Genomic DNA, 21,898 nt, shown 5'->3' on the forward strand with positions numbered 1-21,898 from the left:
CGGCTGTATACCCAAAATTATTCGGGTTGCTTGTAGGCGGCAAATGAGTGAGTCCCTAGGAGCATAGTCAGCTATGTGACTAGGGTGAACGAGTGCAGCTAACACCCAAGCAACTTGAAGTATGAAGAGTATATGTGAATGAGGTTGGTATGTTATTAATATTACGTGCAATTATTGTCACGGTGTATTGCCTTCTGGTGTGCTTGCTGGGCTCTGTTTACTGCCTGTTTAGCCCACGGAATCCGCGTCATGTGTCCACTTTTGGTCATCTGTTTGGGCGCCTGTCGTCGGTATTTGGTTTGAAGGTTGAAATCCGTAAACCTGCCAATGCCGCCAATTTTGGCAAGTGCATCTATATCGCTAACCACCAGAACAACTACGATATGGTGACGGCAGCGAAAGTTGTGCAACCGCGGACGGTGACCGTAGGTAAAAAAAGCCTGATGTGGATCCCGTTTTTTGGTCAGCTTTATTGGCTGGCGGGTAACCTGCTGATTGACAGAGATAACCGTGCCAAAGCCCATGGCACTATTGCCCAGGTGGTTGAGGCTTTTGAGAAACAAGAGATTTCAATCTGGATGTTTCCTGAAGGGACGCGAAGCCGTGGGCGCGGCTTGCTGCCCTTTAAAACCGGTGCTTTTCACGCCGCTATTGCGGCAGGTGTGCCGATTGTGCCGATCTGTATCTCCACCACCAGCGGCAAGATTAATTTAAACCGCTGGAACAATGGTCATGTCATTATCGAGATGTTGGAACCGATTGACTCCAGTGATTACAGTAAGGAACAGGTACGTGAACTGGCCGCTCATTGTCATGAGTTGATGAAGGCAAAAATTGAACAGTTGGATGCGGAAGTCGCTGATCTGGACGCCGGTAAAAAATAAATTTGGGTAGGCCATTAAGGGCTATTTGATCCGGCATGATGCCTTTTGTACCCCGATTACTCGGGGCTGTTTACCAGACTTGGCTTTATTTTGATGGAGAGATCATGTCACTCAGTCGACGTCAGTTCATACAGGCATCGGGTTTGGCTTGCTGTGCAGGGGCTGTGCCGCTGAGGGCGGAGGCGAGCGGAAATCAAACTCCGTTACCGATACCACCGTTGTTGGAATCTCTCCGTGGGCAACCACTGTTTTTAACCTTACAACGTACCCATTGGGCTTTTGCAGATAACCGCAAAACCTCTGTATGGGGCCTTAATGGCATCTATCTGGGGCCAACAGTAAAGGTGTACAACGGTGATGACGTCAAACTGATCTACAGTAATCGCCTGAATGAGCCAGTATCGATGACCATCAGTGGTCTGCAGGTACCGGGGGTGCTGATGGGTGGCCTACCACGGATGATGTCACCTAACGTAGACTGGTCGCCAGTGATACCGGTGCGCCAGGCCGCAGCGACCTGTTGGTATCATGCTAATACGCCGAATCGTATGGGGCCCCATATCTATAACGGTCTGGCGGGTTTATGGTTGGTTGAAGATGAAATCAGCAAAAACCTGCCATTGCCGAATCATTATGGTGTTGATGATTTCCCGTTGATTATTCAAGACAAGCGCTTGGATAACTTTGGTGTACCTGAATATAATCCGCCAGCACATGGGGGGTTTATTGGCGATACGCTATTGGTGAATGGGGCACAGAACCCGTTTGTTGAAGTGTCCCGCGGTTGGGTACGCCTGCGTTTACTGAATGCTTCCAACTCACGGCGCTATAGACTGCAACTGAGTGATGGCCGGCCAATCCATGTGATCGCCAATGATCAAGGGTTCCTGCCAGCCCCGGTGGCGGTGCAACAGCTGTCACTGGCTCCGGGGGAACGTCGTGAAGTGTTGATCGATATGTCGCAAGGGACAGAGGTTTCTCTCACTGCGGGTGAAGCGGCAGGCCTGATGGATCGCCTGCGTGGTCTGTTTGAACCTTCGAACCTTTTGATCTCCACCCAGGTATTGACCTTAAAACCGACCGGGTTGTTACCGTTGGTGACCGACACCTTGCCGACGCGGTTACTGGCAGATCAGTTAATAGAGGGGAACGCCAGTCGTTCGCGGGAATTCCAATTGGATGACACGATGGCTGGTATTAATGGCGCCCTTTGGGATATGCAGCGTATCGATGTACAAACCTTGCAGGGGAGTTGGGAACGTTGGACTATACGCGCCGACAAGCCTCAGGCGTTCCATATTCAGGGCGTGAAATTCCTGATCAAACGGGTCAATGGTGCTCAACCGATGGTGGAAGACCGTAGTTGGAAGGATACGGTCTGGGTTGATGGCACCGTTGAGCTGCTGGTTTATTTTAACCAGGTCTCTTCAGAGCACTTCCCGTTTCTGTACTATAGCCAGACGCTGGAAATGGCTGACCGTGGCTCTATTGGCCAGTTTGTGGCCCGAGGGGCTTCTTAAACCACCGTGGGTGTTCGCAACATTTGCAGGAACGCCTGTACCACTGGTGTGGCGCTTTCTGCCTGGTAAATCGCATACAGGTCGGCTGAAGGTGCCGCTTGTAGCGGGCAGAAGCTCACGCCAGGCCACGGAATGCATCCGTAACTCTCCGGCAACAGCGTAATACCAAATCCTTCTGCCACCAGCGCCATCAATGTTTGTGGCTCATTGACCTGATGAGCAATATTGGGGGCAAAGCCATGTTGCAGGCACAGATTATGCAGATACAGCCCCAGACTGGCTTCGCTGGCGGGTAACACAATAAACTGCTCATGTTGTAAAGCGGGCAAGGCCACTGCCTTTCCATTCGCTAATGGATGATTGACTGGCAACACCACCGCAATATTTTCCCGTGCCAACAGTTGGCAGGCGAGCCCTGGCAGCGACTGTTGCTGAGCCTCGCGCCAGACACCCATATCGATATGACGCTTTTGCAATGAAATAATTTGCTGGCTCGGTGTTTGTTCGTTTAATGTCCAGGTTATCTTCTCTGCCTGTGCGGTAAAGCGTTTTAGTGCCGGGAGCAACCCGCCCCAGGCAGAAGTCCCTACCATACCAATCACCATATGACCGGTTTCACCACGGCCTAACTGCTGTACCTGATGCAGTGCATTGCCGGCCTGATCCAACAACCTTTCTACGTTACGAAACAACGTGTGGCCAGCCTGTGTCAATGCCATGGAACGCGTGGTGCGCTTAAACAGTTCCACCCCTAACTGCTTTTCCAGCTCTTTAATATGTTTGCTCAGTGGCGGTTGCGAGATATTCAGCCGTTGGGCGGCCAGGGTGAAGTTCATCTCTTCAGCCACAATGCGGAAATAGTGCAGCAGGCGAAAGTTGATCCTGCCTGGGTCGGGTAATGGTTGTTTCATCGCTTTTGCTACCTCCTTGTAAAGTGAGATTTATAGTCAAACGGAATAAATCAATGGGTAACAATGTATTGGTCACCGCTCCCTACTATGGAGATTATCTATACCCGTCACTAATCAAGCTGCAGCGGTGTTGGCTACGTTCGTTCACCCGAATCACTTACTTTAGTAAGCTCATCGGGATTCGCTCTCTTGCCGCCTGGCTGCAACTTCATTGAACTTGGGTATATACCCCTCGGTCATCCTGCCAAGATGCGAGTGACAGAGGGGATGACCGTTGGCATAACCCTACTACAGATGAGAACGTCATGCTTAATCAAAAAGATAGAGTTAATAAAAAAAATACGTTTAATCAAGAAGATGCTTTTTCCTGTGCGGAAATATTACGTAGCCGATTACCTGGCTTCCAACCACGCGCCGCCTTGATTCTCGGCTCTGGCTTAGGGGCGTTAGCCGAGGTGATGACAGACACCGTGACTATCGATTACAACGAACTGCCCGGCTTCCCGGTAAGTAGTGTGGTTGGCCATGCTGGGCAACTGGTGGCGGGTTGGTTAGAAGGTGTGCCGGTGGTGTGCATGAAAGGGCGCGGGCATTTCTATGAAGGCCGCGGTATGCAGGTGATGACCACCGCGATACGCACCTTCAAACTACTGGGCTGTGAATTCTTGCTGGCGACCAATGCGGCGGGTTCACTGCGTAAATCAGTAGCGCCAGGTAGCTTGGTGGCACTGACTGATCACATCAACTTTATGCCAGAGTCACCCTTGGTGGGGGAAAACGATGAACGTTTTGGCCCACGCTTTTTCAGTTTAGCCAATGCTTACGACCGTGACTTGCGTGCGCAACTGGCAGCGGTAGCTGTCAAAGCGGGCATCCCGTTGGCTGACGGGGTATTTGCCGCCTACACCGGCCCAAATTTTGAAACCCCAGCAGAAATTCGCATGATGCAGACCTTGGGTTGCGATGTGGTGGGGATGTCCATCGTGCCTGAAGTGCTTTCTGCCCGCCATTGTGGCCTAAAGGTGCTGGTGGTTTCCGCAATGACCAACTATGCCGAAGGGCTATCAGAAACTCCTCTTTCCCATGAACAGACGCTGAGTTGTGCAGCGATGGCGGCAGATGACTTTATGCGCCTGATCCGTGAGTTTTTCAAAACCTTGTCGTGACGACCTCTACCCGTCCCCATTTAAGTCGAGGGTTGCATGAGCCCGAGTATCTCACTGACTAAGTAGCTGCTTACAGGCCTGATGCTTAACATGGGGCGGCATGAGGAGAGGTTATTTAGACTAGCCCGCGGCAGGCCAGACTTGCCGCGTCAATCATCGTTTCGATCAGAATAATAAAGGTGATGGTAATGGCAATCAAAACACGCTTAAAAATAATGATTTTCCTCCAGTTCTTTATCTGGGGTGCCTGGCTGGTTACCCTGGGTTCCTACATGATTAACACCCTGCATTTCACTGGGCTACAAGTGGGGATGGTCTACAGCTCCAAAGGCTTGGCGGCGTTGATTATGCCCAGTTTGGCGGGGATTATCGCTGACCGCTGGGTTAGGGCCAATTACCTCTATGGTTTTTGCCATCTACTGGGGGCAATAGCGCTCTATTATGCTGCCCAGGTTGAACAGCCGATGGTGATGTTCTGGGTGATGTTGTTTAACGCGATGGTCTATATGCCCACCATGGCGCTTTCCAATGCCATTTCTTACTTCTGCCTGGAGAAGCACGGGTACGATACGGTGAAGGATTTTCCACCGGTACGGGTGTTCGGCACGATTGGCTTTATTCTGGCAATGTGGCTGATCAGCTTCAGCAAGATTGAATTAAGCAATATGCAACTCTACTTGGCTTCAGCCGTCTCGCTGTTATTGGCCGGCTATTCGCTGACCTTACCCCAATGCCCCACCAGTAATGCCAAGCGTTCGCAAAGTTGGGTCAGCATGTTGGGGTTGGATGCCTTTGTCTTATTCAAACAAAGACGGATGGCGGTGTTTTTGTTGTTTGCCATGCTATTGGGGGCGGCGTTACAGATTACTAATACCTTTGGTAACCCGTTCCTGCATGATTTTGCTATTAATCCACAATATCAAGATAGCTTTAGCGTGCGCTATCCTTCGGTGCTGCTTTCTCTGTCGCAAATATCAGAGGTGTTTTTCATTCTCACCATTCCATTTTTCTTGCGTAAGTATGGCATTAAACAGGTGATGCTGATCAGCATGGCGGCCTGGACATTACGCTTCCTGTTTCTGGCTTATGGTACTCCCGCCGGGTTCGGTTTTCTGCTGTTGCTGCTTTCGATGATTGTTTACGGCTGTGCCTTCGACTTTTTCAATATCTCGGGTGCCATCTTTGTGGAGAAAGAGACGGATAGCCGCATTCGTGCCAGTGCCCAAGGGTTGTTTATGAGCATGGTTAACGGTGTGGGTGCTTATGTGGGGGCGATTGTCAGCGGTAAAGTCGTCGATTTCTTTACTCATGAAGGGGTGAAAGACTGGCAGAGCATCTGGCTGGTTTTTGCATCTTATACGCTGTTGCTGGGGGTTATCTTTGCTTTCACTTTCCACTATCAGCATCGCCCAGAAGAGAGCGGTGGTGAGGTCTGTCGTAGTCAATAAAAACTGGCCAATAAAAACTGGTCAATAAAAGCTGGCCACGGTTAATAGCGTGAACCTTTGAGCGAAATATGAAGGAGCGCTCAGGTTCTAGGGGCCCACTCGCTGGTGGGCGCTTATCTGGCTAGAGCTGCTGTTGGGGTGATCAGAGCCAGCTCTACCCCCAAGCGTATCGCTTGGCGAACGTTGCTAACCCCCAGCTTGACGACAACATTATTCACATGGAACTTGACGGTACTGGTGGAAATATTGGTGATGGACGCAATTTCCGCATAGGTTTTCCCCATACTGGCCCAATAGAGCACCTCATTTTCCCGCGAGGTGAAAATGGCTTTATCGCTGTTTGTCGCCTTGCTCTGCCCACTGGACAGGATGCAATTCGCCAGGCGATACATCTGTTCATTAATGTCGATCAGCAGTATTTGCATGGCCCCGCGTTCGGCAGAAACAGGCGAACCCAATGCTCCGGGCAAATTGTCAGGGACAATAACCGATAACAGCGCCAAGTTGTTCATATGGTCGTGCAACACGAAGGTGAAGCCGTTGACGATATTGTAGCGTTTGGCGAAGGAGAATATCTTGTCCGTCATTAGCGTGATATTTTCGTCCCAGGCAAAGGGTGAGGTTCGTTTAAATGCCGCCAGTATAACCGGGTCGCTAAGCTGTAAATTGTTAGTGCGGTAAAATTTAATCCACTCGTCAGGGTAGTTGGAGATGACAAGCATATCTGATGGGTTTTTCTTGTTGATTACGGTATAGGCGTACTTAGGGCTACCGATAGAAGAGAGTTTTCTATCAATATAATCCTGCAGCGTTTCGGTTATTATCTGATTTTTATCGAGGACTGAAAGCATATCAACTCCCTGAGAAGCTAAGCATCCTTCTATAGATAAGCTGTACTTAAGGTCAGGTAAAAACAAGACTTAAGTATAACTTACCCATTGCTAGCTTTTGTCTATAATATCTACGTTAGGCCAGTGGTAAAGAACTGACCATTATGGTCAGGTAGCCAATTTAGCCAACACCAGGAAAAACCTATCCGGTCAGACAGACTCTACAAAAAGTGACTGCTGACCGCGATTTTATCGCTAACCCATTCCGCTACTCTTCTCTTTTTCCGTTACCATTCTGTTCTCGACCAAGCAGAAAATGGCTGTTCTAGCCAAAATAATCAGCTACCCGCTGTTGTGGCCCTAGTTCTGACGGCATCCCCATCACTTCCCATAACATCGTCAACGGCTTTCCCATAAAGTGTGCCCAGCATGGGTGGTGAGGATTTTTTTATGGATGAGTATTCCCTAGTGTCGCTGTTTACTGATAAAAATATCAATAATGCTAATGTTATTCTTTAATGTGATCCAATTAAATGCCAATAGTTTTGAATTGTGATATCAATCGAATTCCAATGTAATCCCTTAAGATGTCATGGTATAGAGTGTGACAGTTCTGGTGAAAATAAGAGGGCGCTTAGAGTGATAGAATCATAAGAGGATTCGAATAAATGAATAATTTTATTGCCTGGATACGTCAACACTTGTCGCAGACGGCAGCAGCACCACGTTATAGACAATTAGCCTCACTGATTGAAAGTGCTATCAAGCAACGGGTGATCGTGGTGGGTGATTTTCTGCCCCCTGAGCGTGTGCTGGCAGAAGGGTTGGCGTTGTCACGAGTGACAGTCAGCAAGGCAATGAAATTACTGGAAGAAAAGGCATTAGTTTGGCGGCAGCAAGGGGTGGGGACCTGTGTTGCGATGCGCATAGATTACTCCCTTAATCAAGATCACGGTTTTACCGCCCAGGTACTGCGTAATGGTGGCAGTGTCAGTAATCAATGGTTGTTGCGCACTCATATGCCAGCAACAACGGAGGTGGCCAAAGCATTGGAAATGGACATGGGTAGCCCCGTGGTTAAATTACGCCGCCTGCGGTTGATGGATGGCCACCCGGTTTCGTTGGAAACCACCTATATTCCCCCCATTTTTTACCTGAGCCGGAAAAACTGGAACATTCGCTCTATGCTTTATGGCAGTCGCAAGGCATTACACCCCAAGGGCGACATTTCTTGTTGAAGGCGGTGGCCTGTAATGATGAATATGCCCACTTGCTCAATATACCCAGTGGCATGCCCCTGTTGCGCATTGTAAAAATCAGCCGTAATACACAAGGGGAAGTCTTGGAGTTTTGTGAAACCCTGTGCCGTAGTGATGTATATGAATTTGAAGTGAATAGCTAAGCGGCCTGAAAATATCCGTACTTTTTTGCCATGAGTGCGTATAATCGCCGCCCGGCGATAAATTAATCGGTACAAGAGCACCTGTCATGAGCACCACAAGCCTGATCCAACCTGAACGAGAGTTGTTTTCCTACCCGCCTTATTGGGCGGAATGTTTCGGCCCTGCGCCATTTTTACCCATGTCGCGCGAAGAGATGGAGCAACTGGGTTGGGATAGCTGTGATGTGATCATCATCAGCGGTGACGCCTATGTTGACCACCCGAGCTTTGGTATGGCGATCATCGGGCGCATGCTGGAAGCGCAGGGTTTCAGAGTGGGGATCATTGCCCAACCTGATTGGAGCAACAAAGACGATTTTATGCGTTTGGGTAAACCGAACCTATTCTTTGGTGTTACCGCGGGCAATATGGACTCGATGATCAACCGTTATACCGCTGATCGTAAACTGCGCCATGATGATGCTTACACCCCTGGCAATGTGGGGGGCAAACGTCCGGATCGGGCGAGCTTAGTCTATAGCCAGCGCTGCCGCGAAGCCTATAAAGATGTGCCGATTATCCTCGGGGGGATTGAAGCCAGTTTACGGCGTATTGCCCACTATGATTACTGGTCTGATACGGTGCGCCGTTCGGTATTGGTAGATTCCAAAGCCGATATGCTGATCTACGGCAATGGTGAACGCCCGCTGGTGGAGTTGGCTCACCGCTTGGCTGCCGGTGAAAAAATTGAGGATATCAATGATATTCGCAATACGGCGATCATGCGCAAGCAGGCATTGATAGGGTGGTCGGGTGTCGATTCAACCCGCCTTGACCAGCCGGGGCGCATTGAACCTATTCTTAACCCTTATGGTGAAAATCTCCCCTGTGCTGATGGCAGCACGCCAGAGCCGGAGGTCAAGCCCATCACCGTACGTGCGGCTAAACCAAAGCCATGGGAAAAAACCTATGTCCTGCTGCCTTCTTTTGAGAAAGTGAAAGCAGACAAAGTGCTTTATGCCCACACCTCACGCATTTTGCACCACGAAACCAACCCAGGTTGTGCCCGTGCATTGATGCAAAAGCATGGCGATCGCTATGTATGGATTAACCCACCAGCTATCCCGCTCAGCACCTCAGAAATGGACAGCGTGTTTGGGTTGCCGTATCAGCGTGTGCCGCACCCTGCTTATGGTGAAGAGCGTATTCCTGCTTATGATATGATCCGTTTTTCGGTAAATATCATGCGCGGTTGCTATGGTGGCTGTTCGTTCTGTTCGATTACCGAGCACGAAGGGCGCATTATCCAGAGCCGCTCAGAAGAGTCGATCGTGCGTGAGATCGAAGAGATCCGCGACAAAGTACCGGGCTTTACTGGGGTGATTTCAGATCTGGGTGGGCCAACTGCCAATATGTATATGTTGCGCTGCACCAACCCCCGTGCAGAGCAGACTTGTCGCCGAGCATCTTGCGTCTATCCAGAAATTTGTACCTATATGGATACCAACCATGAGCCCACCATCAAGCTTTATCGCCGGGCTCGTGCGCTTAAAGGGATCAAAAAGATCCTGATTGCATCTGGGGTGCGTTACGACTTGGCGGTGGAAGATCCCCGTTATATTAAAGAGTTGGCGACCCATCATGTGGGCGGCTACCTCAAGATTGCCCCGGAGCATACCGAGTCAGGGCCACTGTCTAAAATGATGAAGCCGGGCATGGGCAGCTATGACCGCTTCAAACAGTTGTTTGATCAGTTTTCCAAGCAGGCGGGTAAAGAACAGTACCTTATTCCTTACTTTATCTCTGCGCACCCGGGCACCCGTGATGAAGATATGGTGAATTTGGCCCTGTGGCTGAAGAAAAACCGTTTCCGGCTCGACCAGGTACAGAATTTTTACCCTTCACCGATGGCTAACGCCACCACCATGTATTACAGCGGTAAGAACCCGTTAAGCAAGGTGGGGTATAAAAGCGAAGAGGTGTTTATCCCACGGGGTGAGCGCCAACGCCGTTTGCAAAAAGCGCTGCTGCGTTACCATGATCCGCTTAACTGGCCGTTGATCCGCAGCACGCTGGAAGAGATGGGACTGAAACATTTGATTGGCAGCCGCCGTGAATGCCTGGTGCCCGCGCCGACACTTGATGAACAGCGTGAAGCCAAGCGTTTGCAGCGCAACACCCGCCCGGCATTGACCAAGCATACGGATATAACTCGCCAGCGGAACCCCGCTGCACCAGCCGCGAAAAAGCCGCTGCAGAAAGGTAAAAGCCGAGGTAAAACCAGCTAAACCGTGATCATTCAAGTTGCAGCAAGAGCGCTGCAACTTGAATATACCCTTATTACTTCAAACCGCTTGGGTGTTGGCTGCCTTCGTTCACCCCAGTCACATAGTCATCTATGCTCCTGGGGATTCGCTCAGTTGCTGCCTACAAGCAACTCGAAGTATTTTGGGTATAGACTGGCGATACCCTACAAGGGTTGGCTAAATTCGACCCTTTCACCATCTGGCCCGGCAATCATAAAGTAACGCACACCGTTGCGCCCGCTGGGTTGGTGGGTGGGCCCTTCGATTACCGGGTAACCAAGCTGTTCCACCCATTGCTGGCTTGCCGCCAGATCGTCCACCCGCAGTGCCACATGGTCGATGCCGAAGCTCGCCGCATCCCGTTGCTTACCTGGCCAAGGCAACTGATACAGTTCCAGAACCAGCTCACCCAATGCCAGAAAACGTACTTCAATGCAGCCTTGCGGCGAGTCCGAGGTCAGTGACTGTTGAGTGGTAAACCCCAATGAGTGATAAAAACGAGTCGCGCGTTCAATATCTGCACTGCGCAAACCAATATGTGCCAGACCAGAAATCAACGACGCCATGTTAGACCCCCTTCTTCACACAATAGAAGCCATAAAAGGCGACATAAGCGAAGCAGACCAAAGGCACCGAGAAGGCAATTTGCATATTGCCGCCGTTAGCGTCGGAAATCATCCCCATGACCAACGGCACTACCGCACCACCAATAATCGACATCACCACAATGGAACCCGCCACCTGAGTTTCTTCCCCCAGCCCTTTGATGGTCAGGCCGAAGTTGGTGGGCCAGCACAGCGCCATGCAGAAGTTGGCACCCATAATGGCCACAACGGCGAACAGACTATGAATATTGACCGCCAACAACAGTAGCAGCACGCAGATGGAGCAGAACACACCCAGCAGCAGCGCCGGATTAAACTTCTTCATTAATGCCGTCGTAACCACCTTACCCGCTGAGTAGCAAATCAGCGTGGCGATCAGCCAATACGTGGCGGAGTGCTCGGTGGTGCCATGCTCAATCATCTGCACAAAGCGAATGGTAAAACTCCACAGCCCTACCTGGGCACCCACATACAAAAACTGGGACAGAACCCCGAGACGAAAACGTGGCATTGCCAGCAGGATGCGTAATGACTGAGAGAGCGGCTTACCGGCTCCCCCTGCTGAGTGCTGGGTTTTACAGGCGGGAAATTTCACGGCGACAAAGATCAGCGCCAGTACCACTAAAACAGACCCGATGATCAGATAAGGGGTGACGACTTGCGACACCATCTGAGTACGTGCTGCTTCAGCCAGTTCGGCAGGCATTTGCAGTAGTTGCTCGTGCGTTGGGTCGTTTTTGCTAAATACCAGTTGCTGGCCGATGAGCACACCAAAGATCACCCCCAACGAGTTAAAAATCTGTGAGAAGTTAATCCGCTGGGTAGAGGTTTCCAGTGGCCCTAACAAACTGGAATAAGTATTGGCGGAGGTTTCCAGGAATGATAACCCGGAAGCGATCACCCCCAGACAGGCCAGAAAAGCGCCATAGGTCATGATTTGTGCGGCAGGAATAAACAGGAAACAACCGAGCGCATACAGGCACAAGCCAATAATAATGGCGACTTTGTAAGAGTAACGCTTGATCACCGCCGCGGCCGGTAGCGCCACCAGGAAATAACCGAGAAAGAAGATGGATTGCACCAGTGCTGTTTGGGTATCGCTCAGGTCAAACCCCTTCTTGAACTGGGCGATGAGAATATCGTTCAGGTTGCCAGCCATGCCCCACAGGGCGAACAGACAGCAAACCAGCATCAGTTGCAGCCAAGGGGTCGCAGGGAGATAGGCACTGCGATCAATATGTTCTGCTGCGGTTTGTTGTTCCGTCGTGGTTTTACTGATTAGGGATTCGCTCATAATGGTGTTGTTCCTTTATCCGTAGAAAAAGAGAAAGAGCTAATAGCATCAAGCTGTTGGTATAAGGGTTGAGCCTGACGATAGAGCTGTTCAAAAAGCTCAAAACATTGCAGGTAGAGTTGATGCAGCCTGGGGTCTGGCATAAATTCCCGTTCTACACTGACGGTACGGCTCACCCCCTGTGCAAAACTGCTGAACAGACCGACTCCGACCCCGGCGATAATGGCGCAACCGGTAGTGCCATTTTCCTGATTACGGGTTTGTAGGATGGGCAGGTTATAGGCGGAGGCTTTGATTTGCAGCCACAGGGCACTGCGGGCACCACCGCCGGAGGCGATCATCGCGTCCGGTTCCTGACCACAGCGCCGTAGTTGTTGCAAGTTACGCAGTGAAGCCAGCGCCACCCCTTCCAGCACTGCGCGATAGAGATGTTCCTGCCGGTGTTTGCGCTGCAGGCCGAAGAATTGCGCCCGGGAATTGGTCTGCTCAGCCAGGCGTTCGCCGGTAAGATAAGGCAGGAACAACAACCCTTCAGCCCCCGGTTTGACCTGTGCCGCCAGCTCTAACATCTGCTGGTGGTTGAGCCGACTATCGTTTAATGCCATCCGTGCCCAGCGCATTGCATCGCCACCCGCATCCAGAATGGTAAAGCCCCCCCAAGCCGGGTTGGCCAAGTGCAGGTTATTTACCCATGGGTCGAGCAAGGGTTGCTTGGCGACCATGGTTAATAAAGTGGAGGTGCCGGTACTGTCTGACGCTGTTCCTGGCTGATAAACCCCCGACCCTAGTAGCGTGGCGGCCATATCTGCGGCACCCACAACAACGGGTATCCCCAGCGGTAATCCGGTGGCGGCAGAAGCAGCCTGACTGATCTGGCCGATGACCTCGCTGGAGAGATGCAGGGCGGGTAACTGATCACGCCGAACGTTGAATTGCTCAAGTGCAGTGGCTGACCAGTCGAGGGTGTTGCTATCCATCAGGTAGTAGCAGGAGGCTTCACTGTAATCAGTGGCACGTACGCCACACAGCTGGAAATTGATGTAGTCCTTGGGCATTAAAACGGTGGCAACACGGGCCCACAGTTCAGGATGGTTTTCTTGCAACCAGCGCAGCTTGAAGGCGGGCCAAGCGGCAGTGGGGGGATTATTGAGCAGAGCCAGCCAAGGCGCAGAGTCTTGCTGCTGCTTAAAGTGTTCGACCTGTGGCTGGGAACGTTTGTCGTTCCATAGCAGGGCGCGGTCAACCACCAAGTTACCATCGGCATCCAGCAACACGGTGCCATGCATTTGACCACAAACCCCCACGGCAGCAATGCGTGGGCGATATTCGGCAAAGCGGGCCAGTAACTCTTGCGTACACTCACAGGCACTTTGCCACCAGAGTGATGGCGGCTGTTCTGCCCAGCCTGCCTGAGGGGTGATTTGATCGTATTCACGCTGGGCGAAGCCGAGGATTTCTCCGGTGCACATCACCAGCCCGGCGCGTGTACTGCCGGTGCCAATATCAAGGGTAAGAAGTAAATCTTTCATATTATTATCACTCCTGGTGGGGGCAGCGTGAGCCACCCCGAGAAGCGTTAAACTGGAGCGCTAAAGACAGCGCATAGCGCATGGGGAGTTAGTTATCGTTCAGTTCCGGGAACAGACCAGGGTCTTGTTCCAACTGTTCCAGCACTTTTTCGGTGGCGGCAGCGCTCATACCGAAACGGCGTACCCCAAGGCGATACAGTGCCCGCACGGTGTCCAGATCACGGATGCCACCGGCCCCTTTGATCTGAATGCGGCCACGCAACTGATCGGCAATGATGGCGACTTTTTCAGTTGTCGCCCCGGTAGGTGCCCAGCCGGTAGAGGTTTTTACCCAAGCCATACCCACTTCCACCGCGATATCGCACACCTTGCGGATCTGCTCCTCATTCAGATAGTGGGTTTCCAGAATCACCTTGGCAGGAATAGGGGCCGCAGCCTCCACCACACGGCGCAAGTCTTGGCGCACATAGTCATAATCGCCAGACAGTACCTTGCCGATATTCACCACCATATCCACTTCACGCGCGCCATCAGTAATCAGTTGGCGAACCTCTTGCACTTTAATATCGGTCGCATGCCCGCCACTGGGGAAACCGACCGGCCCCCCGATCATCACATCGGCACGACCTTGCTCTGGCAGTAGGGTGCTTAGAAAGCGCGTCCAGCAGGGCAACACATGAACCGAAATGATGCGATAACAGCTAGCCAGCTCGGCACAGTGGCGAACATCAGCTTCGGTATTGGTGGCTTGCACCGCACTGAGGTCGATCAGCCTTGCCATACGTTTTGTAGTTTCATTCATTGTCGATATCTCTCTTTTGCTTTCATTTGATTTTATATTCGCACCTTACTTGTTTTCATATGCATTTAAAAAGAGAGTATTCTGGCAAATGTGATCTCTTCTGCAGTTTTTATGCTCGTTATTGGCAATTCGGGTGATTTGGCACAAAAAATAGACGTGAGCAGCGGGAAAATTCGACGAGTGACGTTTTTTTCAACATTCAATTCATTGAATGCTTGATAAGTGTTGCGTGCGAGAAGCGGGCAGGTATAATGCCCACGTTTTCCGCATACTACTTCAGTGCCGAAGTGGCGAAATCGGTAGACGCAGTTGATTCAAAATCAACCGCCTTCGGGTGTGCCGGTTCGAGTCCGGCCTTCGGCACCATTAAGTAGTTCGAGAACGTCCGTAACAGTCCATAAGTTACTAAAAAGAAAGCCGAAAGGCTTTTTTTTTGTCCTAAAGAGTCCGAGTGCATCCGTTGCAATCCGGGCATCGATGGGGGCATAATCGGGGGCACCAGACTTCGATAAGAAATGTGCCCCCAAAATGAAACTCAATGCCCGCCTAGTCGAAACAGCCAAGCCCAAAGAGAAAACGTACAAGATGGCCGATGGTGGCGGTTTGTATCTTGAGGTTTCTGCTAAGGGTTCCAAATATTGGCGTATGAAATACAGACGCCCCTCAGATAAGAAAGAGGATCGCTTAGCATTTGGTGTCTGGCCGACGGTTACGCTTGCTGAGGCAAGGGCAAAACGCGATGAAGCAAAAAAGCTGTTAGGGCAGGGCATCGACCCAAAAGCCGAACAGAAAGAAGCCCAGGCCGAGAACGCAGGGGCTTATACCTTTGAAACTATCGCCCGTGAATGGCACGCCAGCAATAAACGATGGGGTGAAGATCATCGATCGCGTGTTCTTCGCTATCTTGAGCTTTATATCTTTCCCCACATCGGCTCGTCTGATATTCGCCAGCTCAAAACCAGCCACCTGTTAGCCCCGATTAAAAAGGTTGATGCCAGCGGTAAGCATGATGTTGCACAGCGTCTCCAGCAACGTGTAACGGGCATCATGCGCTATGCTGTACAGAATGATTACATTGATTCAAATCCGGCCAGTGATATGGCAGGCGCGTTATCAACCACGAAAACGCGACATTATCCTGCGCTACCTTCCAGCCGTTTTCCTGAGTTCCTTGGCCGCCTCGCTGCTTACCGTGGGCGAGTAATGACACGGATTGCGATGGGGTACGATACAAAAACGGAAGTCTGTGGTCATGGTTTCAGAACAATGGCACGTGGGGCATTGGGTGAATCAGGGTTGTGGAGTGATGATGCGATAGAGCGTCAGTTAAGCCATTCAGAGCGTAATAATGTGCGAGCGGCTTATATCCACACGTCAGAGCATTTAGATGAACGTAGGTTGATGGTGCAGTGGTGGGCGAATTTTCTTGATGCAAATCGAATAAGACTTGTTTCACCTTATGATTTCGCTAAATAAATTTATACTTACTTTGTGGGATTGATTTTAATTGACTAGCTCAAGTTGAATAGTGGACTTATCTCTTGATAAGTCCACTATGCCTTTATATTACTTGGGTTAGCGTTTTTAAATAATCTTTTGCTCTGGATAACTCTAATTCCAACATGTTGTGTAAAAAAGTGTTGTCTGGTAATGTTTTATAGTTTTCAACCGCCCCGTTCAATTTGCTTCTGTATTTCCTGAGTTCTTTTCTATATGAGTCATGAATATCCATATATATAAATCGCGTTAGTTTTTTAATGTATAGCTCTCCGTCACTCAATAACTTTTTATCTGCTGTTTTATTGGTTTCATCTTCAGCTTTGTTTATATCTACGGTGTCGCCTGTTTCCTCATGAATAGTTGATTTTAATTCCGTCTTTATCTCTGTTTCTTGTTGTTTTGTTATTTCTATTTTCTCAATGGCATTTAAAGCTTCGCTAATTACTTCATCTATACTGTTTTTCTTGCTGATTATTTTTTTAATCTCTTCGTGGCTGATGAAGCGGTTGTGTGCCACCTTATTCCTAAGCTCGTATAGTGACTCCCAATCATCAATTAATTTCTCTTCTTTTTTGTTTATTTCTTTAGTGTCTGTGATGTTGGAGTAAACCTCAGGAAAAAAATACCGCTGCCAATTACTTCTCGGTACAAACTCCATTAATTTCTCAATATCAATGGTTTTTTTTGTACTATTTAGAATTCTATGAACATCAGCAGTTTTAATTGTGCTGTATTTATCAAAGAGAAACTTGGATAATTGAATGAAATCCGTCTCAGATAGGAATGTATTTATTGATTGCGTTTCTGACTTCAAGTTTTTGTTTTTTATTGAATCAATTACTTCCTGAGGAATATTTGACTTTATCCACTCAAGTCCAACCTTGGTTGACATGAATATTGTAATTAGCTTCCTCATTTTGTTTTCTATTTCATGGATGTGCTTATATCCTTCTATGGAGAACTCTGTGGCAAGATCATCCCTCAGTGTATTTAACTGCGAGTGCTGCAACTCCTTTATTGTTTCGATTACTTCCTTATTTAAATCTCTTACTGTTAACTTTTCTTTTTCATTTAAAATGTTGGTATCGTTGCCTATTTCTATAAAGTAACTTCGATATTCTTCATTTTTTGACTTTATTTTCTTAACATCCAATGAAAATTGGATGTCATTATAGATGATGAGATTTCTACCCGCTCTTTTATTTATATCGAGCTTGTTGTTTAATTGAAGGGCTCGTATTAAATCCTCTTCACTCTGCATTAGTTTTCTTTCCTCAGAAAAAATTAGCAGGTACTCAGATGTATAAATTTTTCCTTCCACGTTAGCTCCATTAACTCTATGAGAAACAAAAAATTAAATAAAAATAGGTAAATGTGGTCATTAAATACTTACCTATGCCGAAAAATCATAATGTAATTAATAAACTTCATTGTCTTAGCTTTGTCAATGATATCTTGTTAGATGTAAGATATATCTTTGAGATACCAAAGTCATGACAAAATAGACTCAACGAGAGGGGGGGTTGTACTTGAGTGGTAAAGCTTTCAGCCGCTTGCTACGCCTAGATAGCCATAATAGACGTTTGTTGAGGTACCGAAACTAAGCGCCACCATGCCGGACTCACTCAATATTATCACGTAATTAAATGCACACCCGCGCGCGCTCATAGCCCCGCCACGCCTGCCCGCTTCATAGAGTGGTTTTCATGCGTCTGCATGACAGGCGTTTTTTCACGCCGTAGCTGGCCTGAGTGGCAAAAATCGTGGTGCATTTAATCATGCGTTTTCATGCAGCATAGACATGCACTCACCAGGCGAGTAGCTAGCCAGAAAAAAGAGACGAAAAAAAACCGGCATGATAGCCGGCGGAAACGGTAGAAATAAAATCAAACAGGGATTTGTTGTCGAGATGACAGCTTACAGGCTGAACCATATCGGCCCAGCGTGCGTCGCTGGTTTACTGGCTCCTCTGGCATGCTGGCAGCAGCCTGTTCATGATGTAGCGGTTTTACAATTATTTTGTCGATACTCTCCAACGTGGTGAAGGTACACGAGCATTCAATATTCCGGCACTGATACCATGAGCGCTTCACTGTTGGGGCTTCATAAGAGCTGGTTCTGGTATATGCCATTGAACCACATTCAGGGCATTTGTGAGCCATATTACGCAACTCCTCTAGCCTTGAGGCGGGTGAGCCGGTCCTGAAAAACTTTATGCTTTGCAGGGGTATAGCTTACCGTGGCATCCGCACGCATTGAGCCGTCAGCCATTAAGCCGGTTTCTTCAAGTATGGTGCGGTAGCGTTCCTGTATGACTGGCCGCTGGATCTCGGCCTGATGAACGATGGCCGCACGTAATACGTTCATCGCTGCTTCCAGCCCATTAGGCCCGTTTAGATAAGGTGCTAGCGCATTAACCAGTACTTGGCCATGGGCTTGCATCAGTGCCGTTATGGCATCATTGACGCAGGCATCCACAACCCAGCGGTGAGCATACAGGCTGTCGCGTGCAGCACAGTTGATTTGCCATTCGAACACCGCCAGCCGTTCACGGATATCGGCAAACTGGGTGCCATGGTGGGCCTTTTTCTCGTCCGAGCTCACCAATGCGCCAAGCTCGAATTGGGCTGAACTTTGCGCGCTACGAAGCGTAAGCCAATTCTGAGCAGTTACACGGTAATCGTGTAATGCTTCTTGGGGCGATGGCATGTTATTCATCCGTCGCTTCCTCCTTAGCTTTAGCCTTCAGTTCCCTCCGTATCATTATTCGTGAACGTGCGGCTGGGCTCGGTGCATTTTTGATATCTGTGTGTGCCTGTTGATCGGCATATATGCCCACCTGACGAAGAAAAGGGTCGTCCTGATCAAATGCATGGTGGTTGAGAGCCGGTTTGGTGATTTTATCTGCGATGAAGTCCTTCAGTATGGTTTCAGGGTCGTTGATTGAATGGACTACTCCAGTGCCGATGCTTGCGTTGCGCCCGAGTGTGAGCTGAAGAAGACTCAGTAATTGTATCAGGTGCTGTCTGTGCTCCTTCTCAAACTGTGTCCATAACCAGTTGGCATAACATGCAATGAGGTGGTTATGCTGAGCAATGTAATGACGAGCGGCATCTCCTGTATGCCACGGTAAAAACTCCGTTTCGGCAGCATGGGCTTGCAGTAGTTCATCAAATTCTTCCAGGGTTTCCCGCCCCAGTGCAACTTCGGTGCGCAATTTCTTCATCGGCGCTGTCATAGCACCCTGGTTTTGGCGAAACAGGTCACGCCATTCTTTGTTTAATGCCTTGGCTTCAGCGTCGGTTTCATCTCGACGTTTACGGATGGTTTCGGCCATGGCATTGGCTTCATCCTGCTTACGTCGCTTTTCGTGCCAGACCGCTTTGGCTTGATTGACCTGATCCAACGCCTGTTGGATTTCTGCGGGAAGGGTAGCGATGTTGTCAGTGTGTGGGTTCTGGTCGTGCGTTTTCATGGTTACTCCATTTGTTCATTGCCGTCGTGTCAATTGTGCCGACGCTCATACAAGCGGACTACCGAGGGGAATTGTGCCAGCATCCAGACAAAGACTTTTTTCTGGCAAGCCAGAGCAAAGGGCGATGTGGCTTATTAGTTTCAGTTTATCTATAAACTATTCACTACTATTCACTACTATTCACTTAAAGAAAAGAATAGTAAATACATATGGTTATAGGGTGAATAGTGTAAAATAAAGTATTCATCCGCTGTTCACCACTGTTCACGGCTTGGAAAATGGCATTGATAATATTTTTTTATAAAAAATAGGTTCCTTATTCCATATAATAAGTTGCTTTTTACTCCTCACCATTCCCTAGTATTAATAGGTATTACGCGGTGTTATTAAAAAAGGCAGGATAATTTTTTTGTGCATTTAATGTACGCTGTGTTTGTTTGTATGGTATTGCATTTCTGATGGCTTTTTATAAAAATAAACCCAATGAGAACCCAATGAATTCATTCGCACATCGGCGGACTCATCAAGTTTTAATTTATTAGAGATACTACTCTCTTTCTTATTGCAGGCTTTTTATTATTGCGGTTTTTATGAGGTTTTAATTTGTTTTAAATCTAATGGGTTAGGCTGATGGCCTTTGGTTTTAGCTAGTCGGTTAACAAAGCCCCCCGTTGTACTGGGTGACATGAATTTTATTTTTTTGCTCCCGTATACATTGCCACTGTTATGAATAATATTGCCATTAATTGTCTGGGTTGACCTTATTAAAACTGTCAATTCTCCCTTGAAAATATAAAGCATGTTATGGCAGGTGATATGTATATAATAAGGAGCTACCTGAAATTGGACGGTTTTGTCCGGATTGATGCAAATATTATAGAGAGGTAGCCAAATGCATAATATTTCTGTTTCTACTCCCGTTCCCGCTGCTCCCCCGTTGCCTGTTCCTGCTCAACAGGAGCGATTTTTACGCCTGCCCGAAGTCATGCATTTGTGCGGTCTGTCGCGTTCAACCATTTACGACCTTATCAGCCGCGATGCTTTCCCGCAGCAGGTATCGCTAGGTGGAAAAAATGTTGCTTGGTTGCAGTCGGAAGTCAATGCGTGGATGGCTGTGCGTATCGCGGCCAGACAGCAAGGATGTGATACATGATGGCCCCTATTCCCCAGCCAGCCCTTTTTTCTTGCTTGCTTCCAGTTAGCGTTCACGAGTATAGTTTTCCTGCTGTCGAAAAATCGGCAGCCGGGCGTAGGAACCCGAGTTACTTATTGGCGACAACAGACGCGCCATGCGTCTTTTTTTACGTCGTTGCTCAGGCATACCCATTTTTCGGGTCATGGGGTTTATACCTCTGGCCTTGTCAGATAATGGTGGCCCGGGCGGGGCAGCCTTCGGGCTGGCCGGTTTCCAATAAGGCCGGTATTCCTACCCCCGTTCGGGTCACCACCCATGAGCGTAGGAACTCCGGTGGTGGCATCAATCGCTACTTATTGGAGGTTGCCGCCATGGCTACGACCCTCACCCCGTCACACCCGCAGTTTGTCTTTGTGTTTGCTGCCGTTCGTCGCGTAGACCCTACACAAGCTATCTCTATGCTTCGCACCCTCTCCAGTGATGAACGTTCTGCGCGCCGTTCACTGGCACCTGATTACGTGCTTTCCTTTGCTGCGCGCTTACCGGCTGGGGAGGTACGGTGATGAATCAGACGACTATTTCTAGTGCCGACATCGCACGTCTCGAACATTTGCGCAATGTGGGTGATTTTGTCACCGAGATGGCAGCCCTCCAGACCTGTTACGAAAAGCCCTTAGAGGTTCAGCAGGAACAACTGGTTTCCTTGATTTTCCTCATGACAGAGCAACTCGATGGCGTGGTGCAGCGCTGTTATGGTGACCTGATGTGTCAGGAGGTGGTGCAATGAAATCAAATACCCTGCTTCTGGCCCGTCGTGCTGCGCTTTATCGCCGTGCAGTGGCTTGCGCCTGGCTCGACCTCTGCGAACATCAACATCGCCATCTGCATCTGACCATGGAGATGTTGGAAGACGCCATCGCCGCCGAGCTGGAGGGGTTCTACCTTCGCCAGTACGGTGAAGAAAAAGGTAGCCGGATTGCCTGTGCCCTGCTGGAAGATTTAATGGAAGCGGGCCCCCTCAAGGGCGCGCCGTCTCTCTCTTTTCTCGGGCTGACAGTGATGGATGAGCTCTGTGCTCGTCACATCACCGCACCAGTACTGCACTGAGGGAA

At 49.3% G+C, this 21,898-nt stretch carries 20 protein-coding genes, 1 tRNA gene and 1 pseudogene; 12 read left to right on the forward strand and 10 right to left on the reverse strand.

Features of this window, described 5'->3' with window-relative positions:
• Positions 1–149 precede the first annotated feature (149 nt).
• Positions 150–884 carry a 1-acylglycerol-3-phosphate O-acyltransferase gene (locus ACX9GV_RS01295; RefSeq protein WP_473196773.1) on the forward strand — a complete coding sequence of 245 codons (735 nt, stop codon included), beginning with the start codon at positions 150–152 and terminating at the stop codon, positions 882–884.
• Between the two features lie 104 nt (positions 885–988).
• On the forward strand, positions 989–2,404 hold the full coding sequence (gene ftsP / locus ACX9GV_RS01300; RefSeq protein WP_473196774.1) for a cell division protein FtsP: 1,416 nt from the start codon (positions 989–991) through the stop codon (positions 2,402–2,404).
• On the opposite strand, the gene ACX9GV_RS01305 is transcribed toward ftsP, so the two are convergent.
• Positions 2,401–3,315: a LysR family transcriptional regulator gene (locus ACX9GV_RS01305; RefSeq protein ID WP_023489892.1), complete on the reverse strand. Its 915-nt coding sequence runs from the start codon at positions 3,313–3,315 to the stop codon at positions 2,401–2,403. The two genes, ftsP and ACX9GV_RS01305, sit on opposite strands and share 4 nt — an antisense overlap.
• Positions 3,316–3,620: 305 nt before the next feature.
• Here ACX9GV_RS01305 and xapA point away from each other — a divergent pair, with 305 nt between their 5' ends.
• Both xapA and ACX9GV_RS01315 read left to right on the forward strand, forming a co-directional pair.
• Positions 3,621–4,481, forward strand: a complete 861-nt coding sequence (gene xapA / locus ACX9GV_RS01310) for a xanthosine phosphorylase (RefSeq protein WP_473196775.1) — start codon at positions 3,621–3,623, stop codon at positions 4,479–4,481.
• Between the two features lie 188 nt (positions 4,482–4,669).
• Positions 4,670–5,929 (forward strand): nucleoside permease, encoded by a 1,260-nt coding sequence (locus ACX9GV_RS01315; protein ID WP_473196776.1) that lies wholly within the window; start codon positions 4,670–4,672, stop codon positions 5,927–5,929.
• Between the two features lie 113 nt (positions 5,930–6,042).
• On the opposite strand, the gene ACX9GV_RS01320 is transcribed toward ACX9GV_RS01315, so the two are convergent.
• Entirely contained in the window at positions 6,043–6,780 is a 738-nt protein-coding gene (locus tag ACX9GV_RS01320; protein ID WP_473196777.1) for a LuxR family transcriptional regulator, read from the reverse strand.
• Between the two features lie 647 nt (positions 6,781–7,427).
• Here ACX9GV_RS01320 and ACX9GV_RS01325 point away from each other — a divergent pair.
• Both ACX9GV_RS01325 and ACX9GV_RS01330 read left to right on the forward strand, forming a co-directional pair.
• Positions 7,428–8,161: pseudogene (locus ACX9GV_RS01325) on the forward strand (GntR family transcriptional regulator).
• A gap of 86 nt (positions 8,162–8,247) precedes the next feature.
• Positions 8,248–10,428 carry a YgiQ family radical SAM protein gene (locus ACX9GV_RS01330; RefSeq protein ID WP_023491134.1) on the forward strand — a complete coding sequence of 727 codons (2,181 nt, stop codon included), beginning with the start codon at positions 8,248–8,250 and terminating at the stop codon, positions 10,426–10,428.
• Between the two features lie 182 nt (positions 10,429–10,610).
• Here ACX9GV_RS01330 and ACX9GV_RS01335 read toward each other — a convergent pair whose 3' ends face one another.
• The 4 genes from ACX9GV_RS01335 to deoC all read right to left on the reverse strand — a co-directional run bounded on the left by ACX9GV_RS01335 (position 10,611) and on the right by deoC (position 14,676).
• Positions 10,611–11,012: a VOC family protein gene (locus ACX9GV_RS01335; RefSeq protein WP_473196778.1), complete on the reverse strand. Its 402-nt coding sequence runs from the start codon at positions 11,010–11,012 to the stop codon at positions 10,611–10,613.
• Position 11,013: 1 nt separating this feature from the next.
• The gene (fucP, locus tag ACX9GV_RS01340; RefSeq protein ID WP_473196779.1) at positions 11,014–12,345 is read right to left on the reverse strand and encodes an L-fucose:H+ symporter permease; all 1,332 of its coding nucleotides are present in this window, start codon (positions 12,343–12,345) and stop codon (positions 11,014–11,016) included.
• On the reverse strand, positions 12,342–13,874 hold the full coding sequence (locus ACX9GV_RS01345) for a xylulokinase (RefSeq protein WP_473196780.1): 1,533 nt from the start codon (positions 13,872–13,874) through the stop codon (positions 12,342–12,344). Before ACX9GV_RS01345 ends, fucP begins: the two co-directional genes overlap by 4 nt.
• Positions 13,875–13,962: 88 nt before the next feature.
• Positions 13,963–14,676: a deoxyribose-phosphate aldolase gene (gene deoC, locus ACX9GV_RS01350; RefSeq protein WP_473196781.1), complete on the reverse strand. Its 714-nt coding sequence runs from the start codon at positions 14,674–14,676 to the stop codon at positions 13,963–13,965.
• A 281-nt stretch (positions 14,677–14,957) separates the two neighbouring features.
• On the opposite strand from deoC, the gene ACX9GV_RS01355 reads away from it, so the two are divergent.
• Positions 14,958–15,042, forward strand: a tRNA-Leu gene (locus ACX9GV_RS01355).
• Between the two features lie 162 nt (positions 15,043–15,204).
• A complete protein-coding gene (locus ACX9GV_RS01360) occupies positions 15,205–16,152 on the forward strand; it encodes a tyrosine-type recombinase/integrase (RefSeq protein ID WP_473196782.1) in 948 nt (315 codons plus the stop codon).
• Positions 16,153–16,237: 85 nt separating this feature from the next.
• Here the strand turns inward: ACX9GV_RS01360 and ACX9GV_RS01365 are convergent, their stop codons facing one another.
• From ACX9GV_RS01365 to ACX9GV_RS01380, 4 genes are all read right to left on the reverse strand, one after another.
• Positions 16,238–17,497, reverse strand: coding sequence for a hypothetical protein (locus ACX9GV_RS01365; RefSeq protein WP_473196783.1), 1,260 nt, complete (start codon positions 17,495–17,497; stop codon positions 16,238–16,240).
• A 565-nt stretch (positions 17,498–18,062) separates the two neighbouring features.
• On the reverse strand, positions 18,063–18,338 hold the full coding sequence (locus tag ACX9GV_RS01370; RefSeq protein WP_473196784.1) for an Ogr/Delta-like zinc finger protein: 276 nt from the start codon (positions 18,336–18,338) through the stop codon (positions 18,063–18,065).
• 1 nt (position 18,339) lies between these two features.
• A complete protein-coding gene (locus tag ACX9GV_RS01375) occupies positions 18,340–18,894 on the reverse strand; it encodes a phage polarity suppression protein (protein WP_473196785.1) in 555 nt (184 codons plus the stop codon).
• Positions 18,887–19,651, reverse strand: coding sequence for a septation initiation protein (locus ACX9GV_RS01380; RefSeq protein ID WP_473196786.1), 765 nt, complete (start codon positions 19,649–19,651; stop codon positions 18,887–18,889). Before ACX9GV_RS01380 ends, ACX9GV_RS01375 begins: the two co-directional genes overlap by 8 nt.
• Positions 19,652–20,543: 892 nt before the next feature.
• Between ACX9GV_RS01380 and ACX9GV_RS01385 the strand changes: the two genes are divergently transcribed.
• From ACX9GV_RS01385 to ACX9GV_RS01400, 4 genes are read left to right on the forward strand one after another with little or no spacing between them, the layout of a single operon-like run.
• Positions 20,544–20,804, forward strand: a complete 261-nt coding sequence (locus tag ACX9GV_RS01385; protein ID WP_473196787.1) for a helix-turn-helix transcriptional regulator — start codon at positions 20,544–20,546, stop codon at positions 20,802–20,804.
• Entirely contained in the window at positions 20,801–21,349 is a 549-nt protein-coding gene (locus tag ACX9GV_RS01390; RefSeq protein WP_473196788.1) for a host cell division inhibitor Icd-like protein, read from the forward strand. The genes ACX9GV_RS01385 and ACX9GV_RS01390 overlap by 4 nt, the downstream gene beginning before the upstream one ends.
• The gene (locus ACX9GV_RS01395; RefSeq protein ID WP_473196789.1) at positions 21,349–21,573 is read left to right on the forward strand and encodes a hypothetical protein; all 225 of its coding nucleotides are present in this window, start codon (positions 21,349–21,351) and stop codon (positions 21,571–21,573) included. The genes ACX9GV_RS01390 and ACX9GV_RS01395 overlap by 1 nt, the downstream gene beginning before the upstream one ends.
• Positions 21,570–21,893, forward strand: coding sequence for a DUF5375 family protein (locus ACX9GV_RS01400; protein ID WP_473196790.1), 324 nt, complete (start codon positions 21,570–21,572; stop codon positions 21,891–21,893). Before ACX9GV_RS01395 ends, ACX9GV_RS01400 begins: the two co-directional genes overlap by 4 nt.
• The last annotated feature ends 5 nt before the right edge of the window (positions 21,894–21,898 follow it).

The organism is Serratia sp. 25CWL12 (assembly GCF_055790885.1).

Bases quoted from the DNA above. Each gene is read 5' to 3' on its own strand.
- ACX9GV_RS01315 (WP_473196776.1), top strand. From the start codon at position 4,670: ATGGCAATCAAAACACGCTTAAAAATAATGATTTTCCTCCAGTTCTTT.
- ACX9GV_RS01295 (WP_473196773.1), top strand. From the start codon at position 150: ATGTTATTAATATTACGTGCAATTATTGTCACGGTGTATTGCCTTCTG.
- ACX9GV_RS01320 (WP_473196777.1), bottom strand. From the start codon at position 6,780: ATGCTTTCAGTCCTCGATAAAAATCAGATAATAACCGAAACGCTGCAG.
- ACX9GV_RS01345 (WP_473196780.1), bottom strand. From the start codon at position 13,874: ATGAAAGATTTACTTCTTACCCTTGATATTGGCACCGGCAGTACACGC.
- fucP (WP_473196779.1), bottom strand. From the start codon at position 12,345: ATGAGCGAATCCCTAATCAGTAAAACCACGACGGAACAACAAACCGCA.
- ACX9GV_RS01395 (WP_473196789.1), top strand. From the start codon at position 21,349: ATGAATCAGACGACTATTTCTAGTGCCGACATCGCACGTCTCGAACAT.
- ACX9GV_RS01390 (WP_473196788.1), top strand. From the start codon at position 20,801: ATGATGGCCCCTATTCCCCAGCCAGCCCTTTTTTCTTGCTTGCTTCCA.
- deoC (WP_473196781.1), bottom strand. From the start codon at position 14,676: ATGAATGAAACTACAAAACGTATGGCAAGGCTGATCGACCTCAGTGCG.
- ACX9GV_RS01305 (WP_023489892.1), bottom strand. From the start codon at position 3,315: ATGAAACAACCATTACCCGACCCAGGCAGGATCAACTTTCGCCTGCTG.
- ACX9GV_RS01385 (WP_473196787.1), top strand. From the start codon at position 20,544: ATGCATAATATTTCTGTTTCTACTCCCGTTCCCGCTGCTCCCCCGTTG.
- ftsP (WP_473196774.1), top strand. From the start codon at position 989: ATGTCACTCAGTCGACGTCAGTTCATACAGGCATCGGGTTTGGCTTGC.
- xapA (WP_473196775.1), top strand. From the start codon at position 3,621: ATGCTTAATCAAAAAGATAGAGTTAATAAAAAAAATACGTTTAATCAA.
- ACX9GV_RS01375 (WP_473196785.1), bottom strand. From the start codon at position 18,894: ATGAATAACATGCCATCGCCCCAAGAAGCATTACACGATTACCGTGTA.
- ACX9GV_RS01400 (WP_473196790.1), top strand. From the start codon at position 21,570: ATGAAATCAAATACCCTGCTTCTGGCCCGTCGTGCTGCGCTTTATCGC.
- ACX9GV_RS01370 (WP_473196784.1), bottom strand. From the start codon at position 18,338: ATGGCTCACAAATGCCCTGAATGTGGTTCAATGGCATATACCAGAACC.
- ACX9GV_RS01335 (WP_473196778.1), bottom strand. From the start codon at position 11,012: ATGGCGTCGTTGATTTCTGGTCTGGCACATATTGGTTTGCGCAGTGCA.
- ACX9GV_RS01330 (WP_023491134.1), top strand. From the start codon at position 8,248: ATGAGCACCACAAGCCTGATCCAACCTGAACGAGAGTTGTTTTCCTAC.
- ACX9GV_RS01380 (WP_473196786.1), bottom strand. From the start codon at position 19,651: ATGAAAACGCACGACCAGAACCCACACACTGACAACATCGCTACCCTT.
- ACX9GV_RS01360 (WP_473196782.1), top strand. From the start codon at position 15,205: ATGAAACTCAATGCCCGCCTAGTCGAAACAGCCAAGCCCAAAGAGAAA.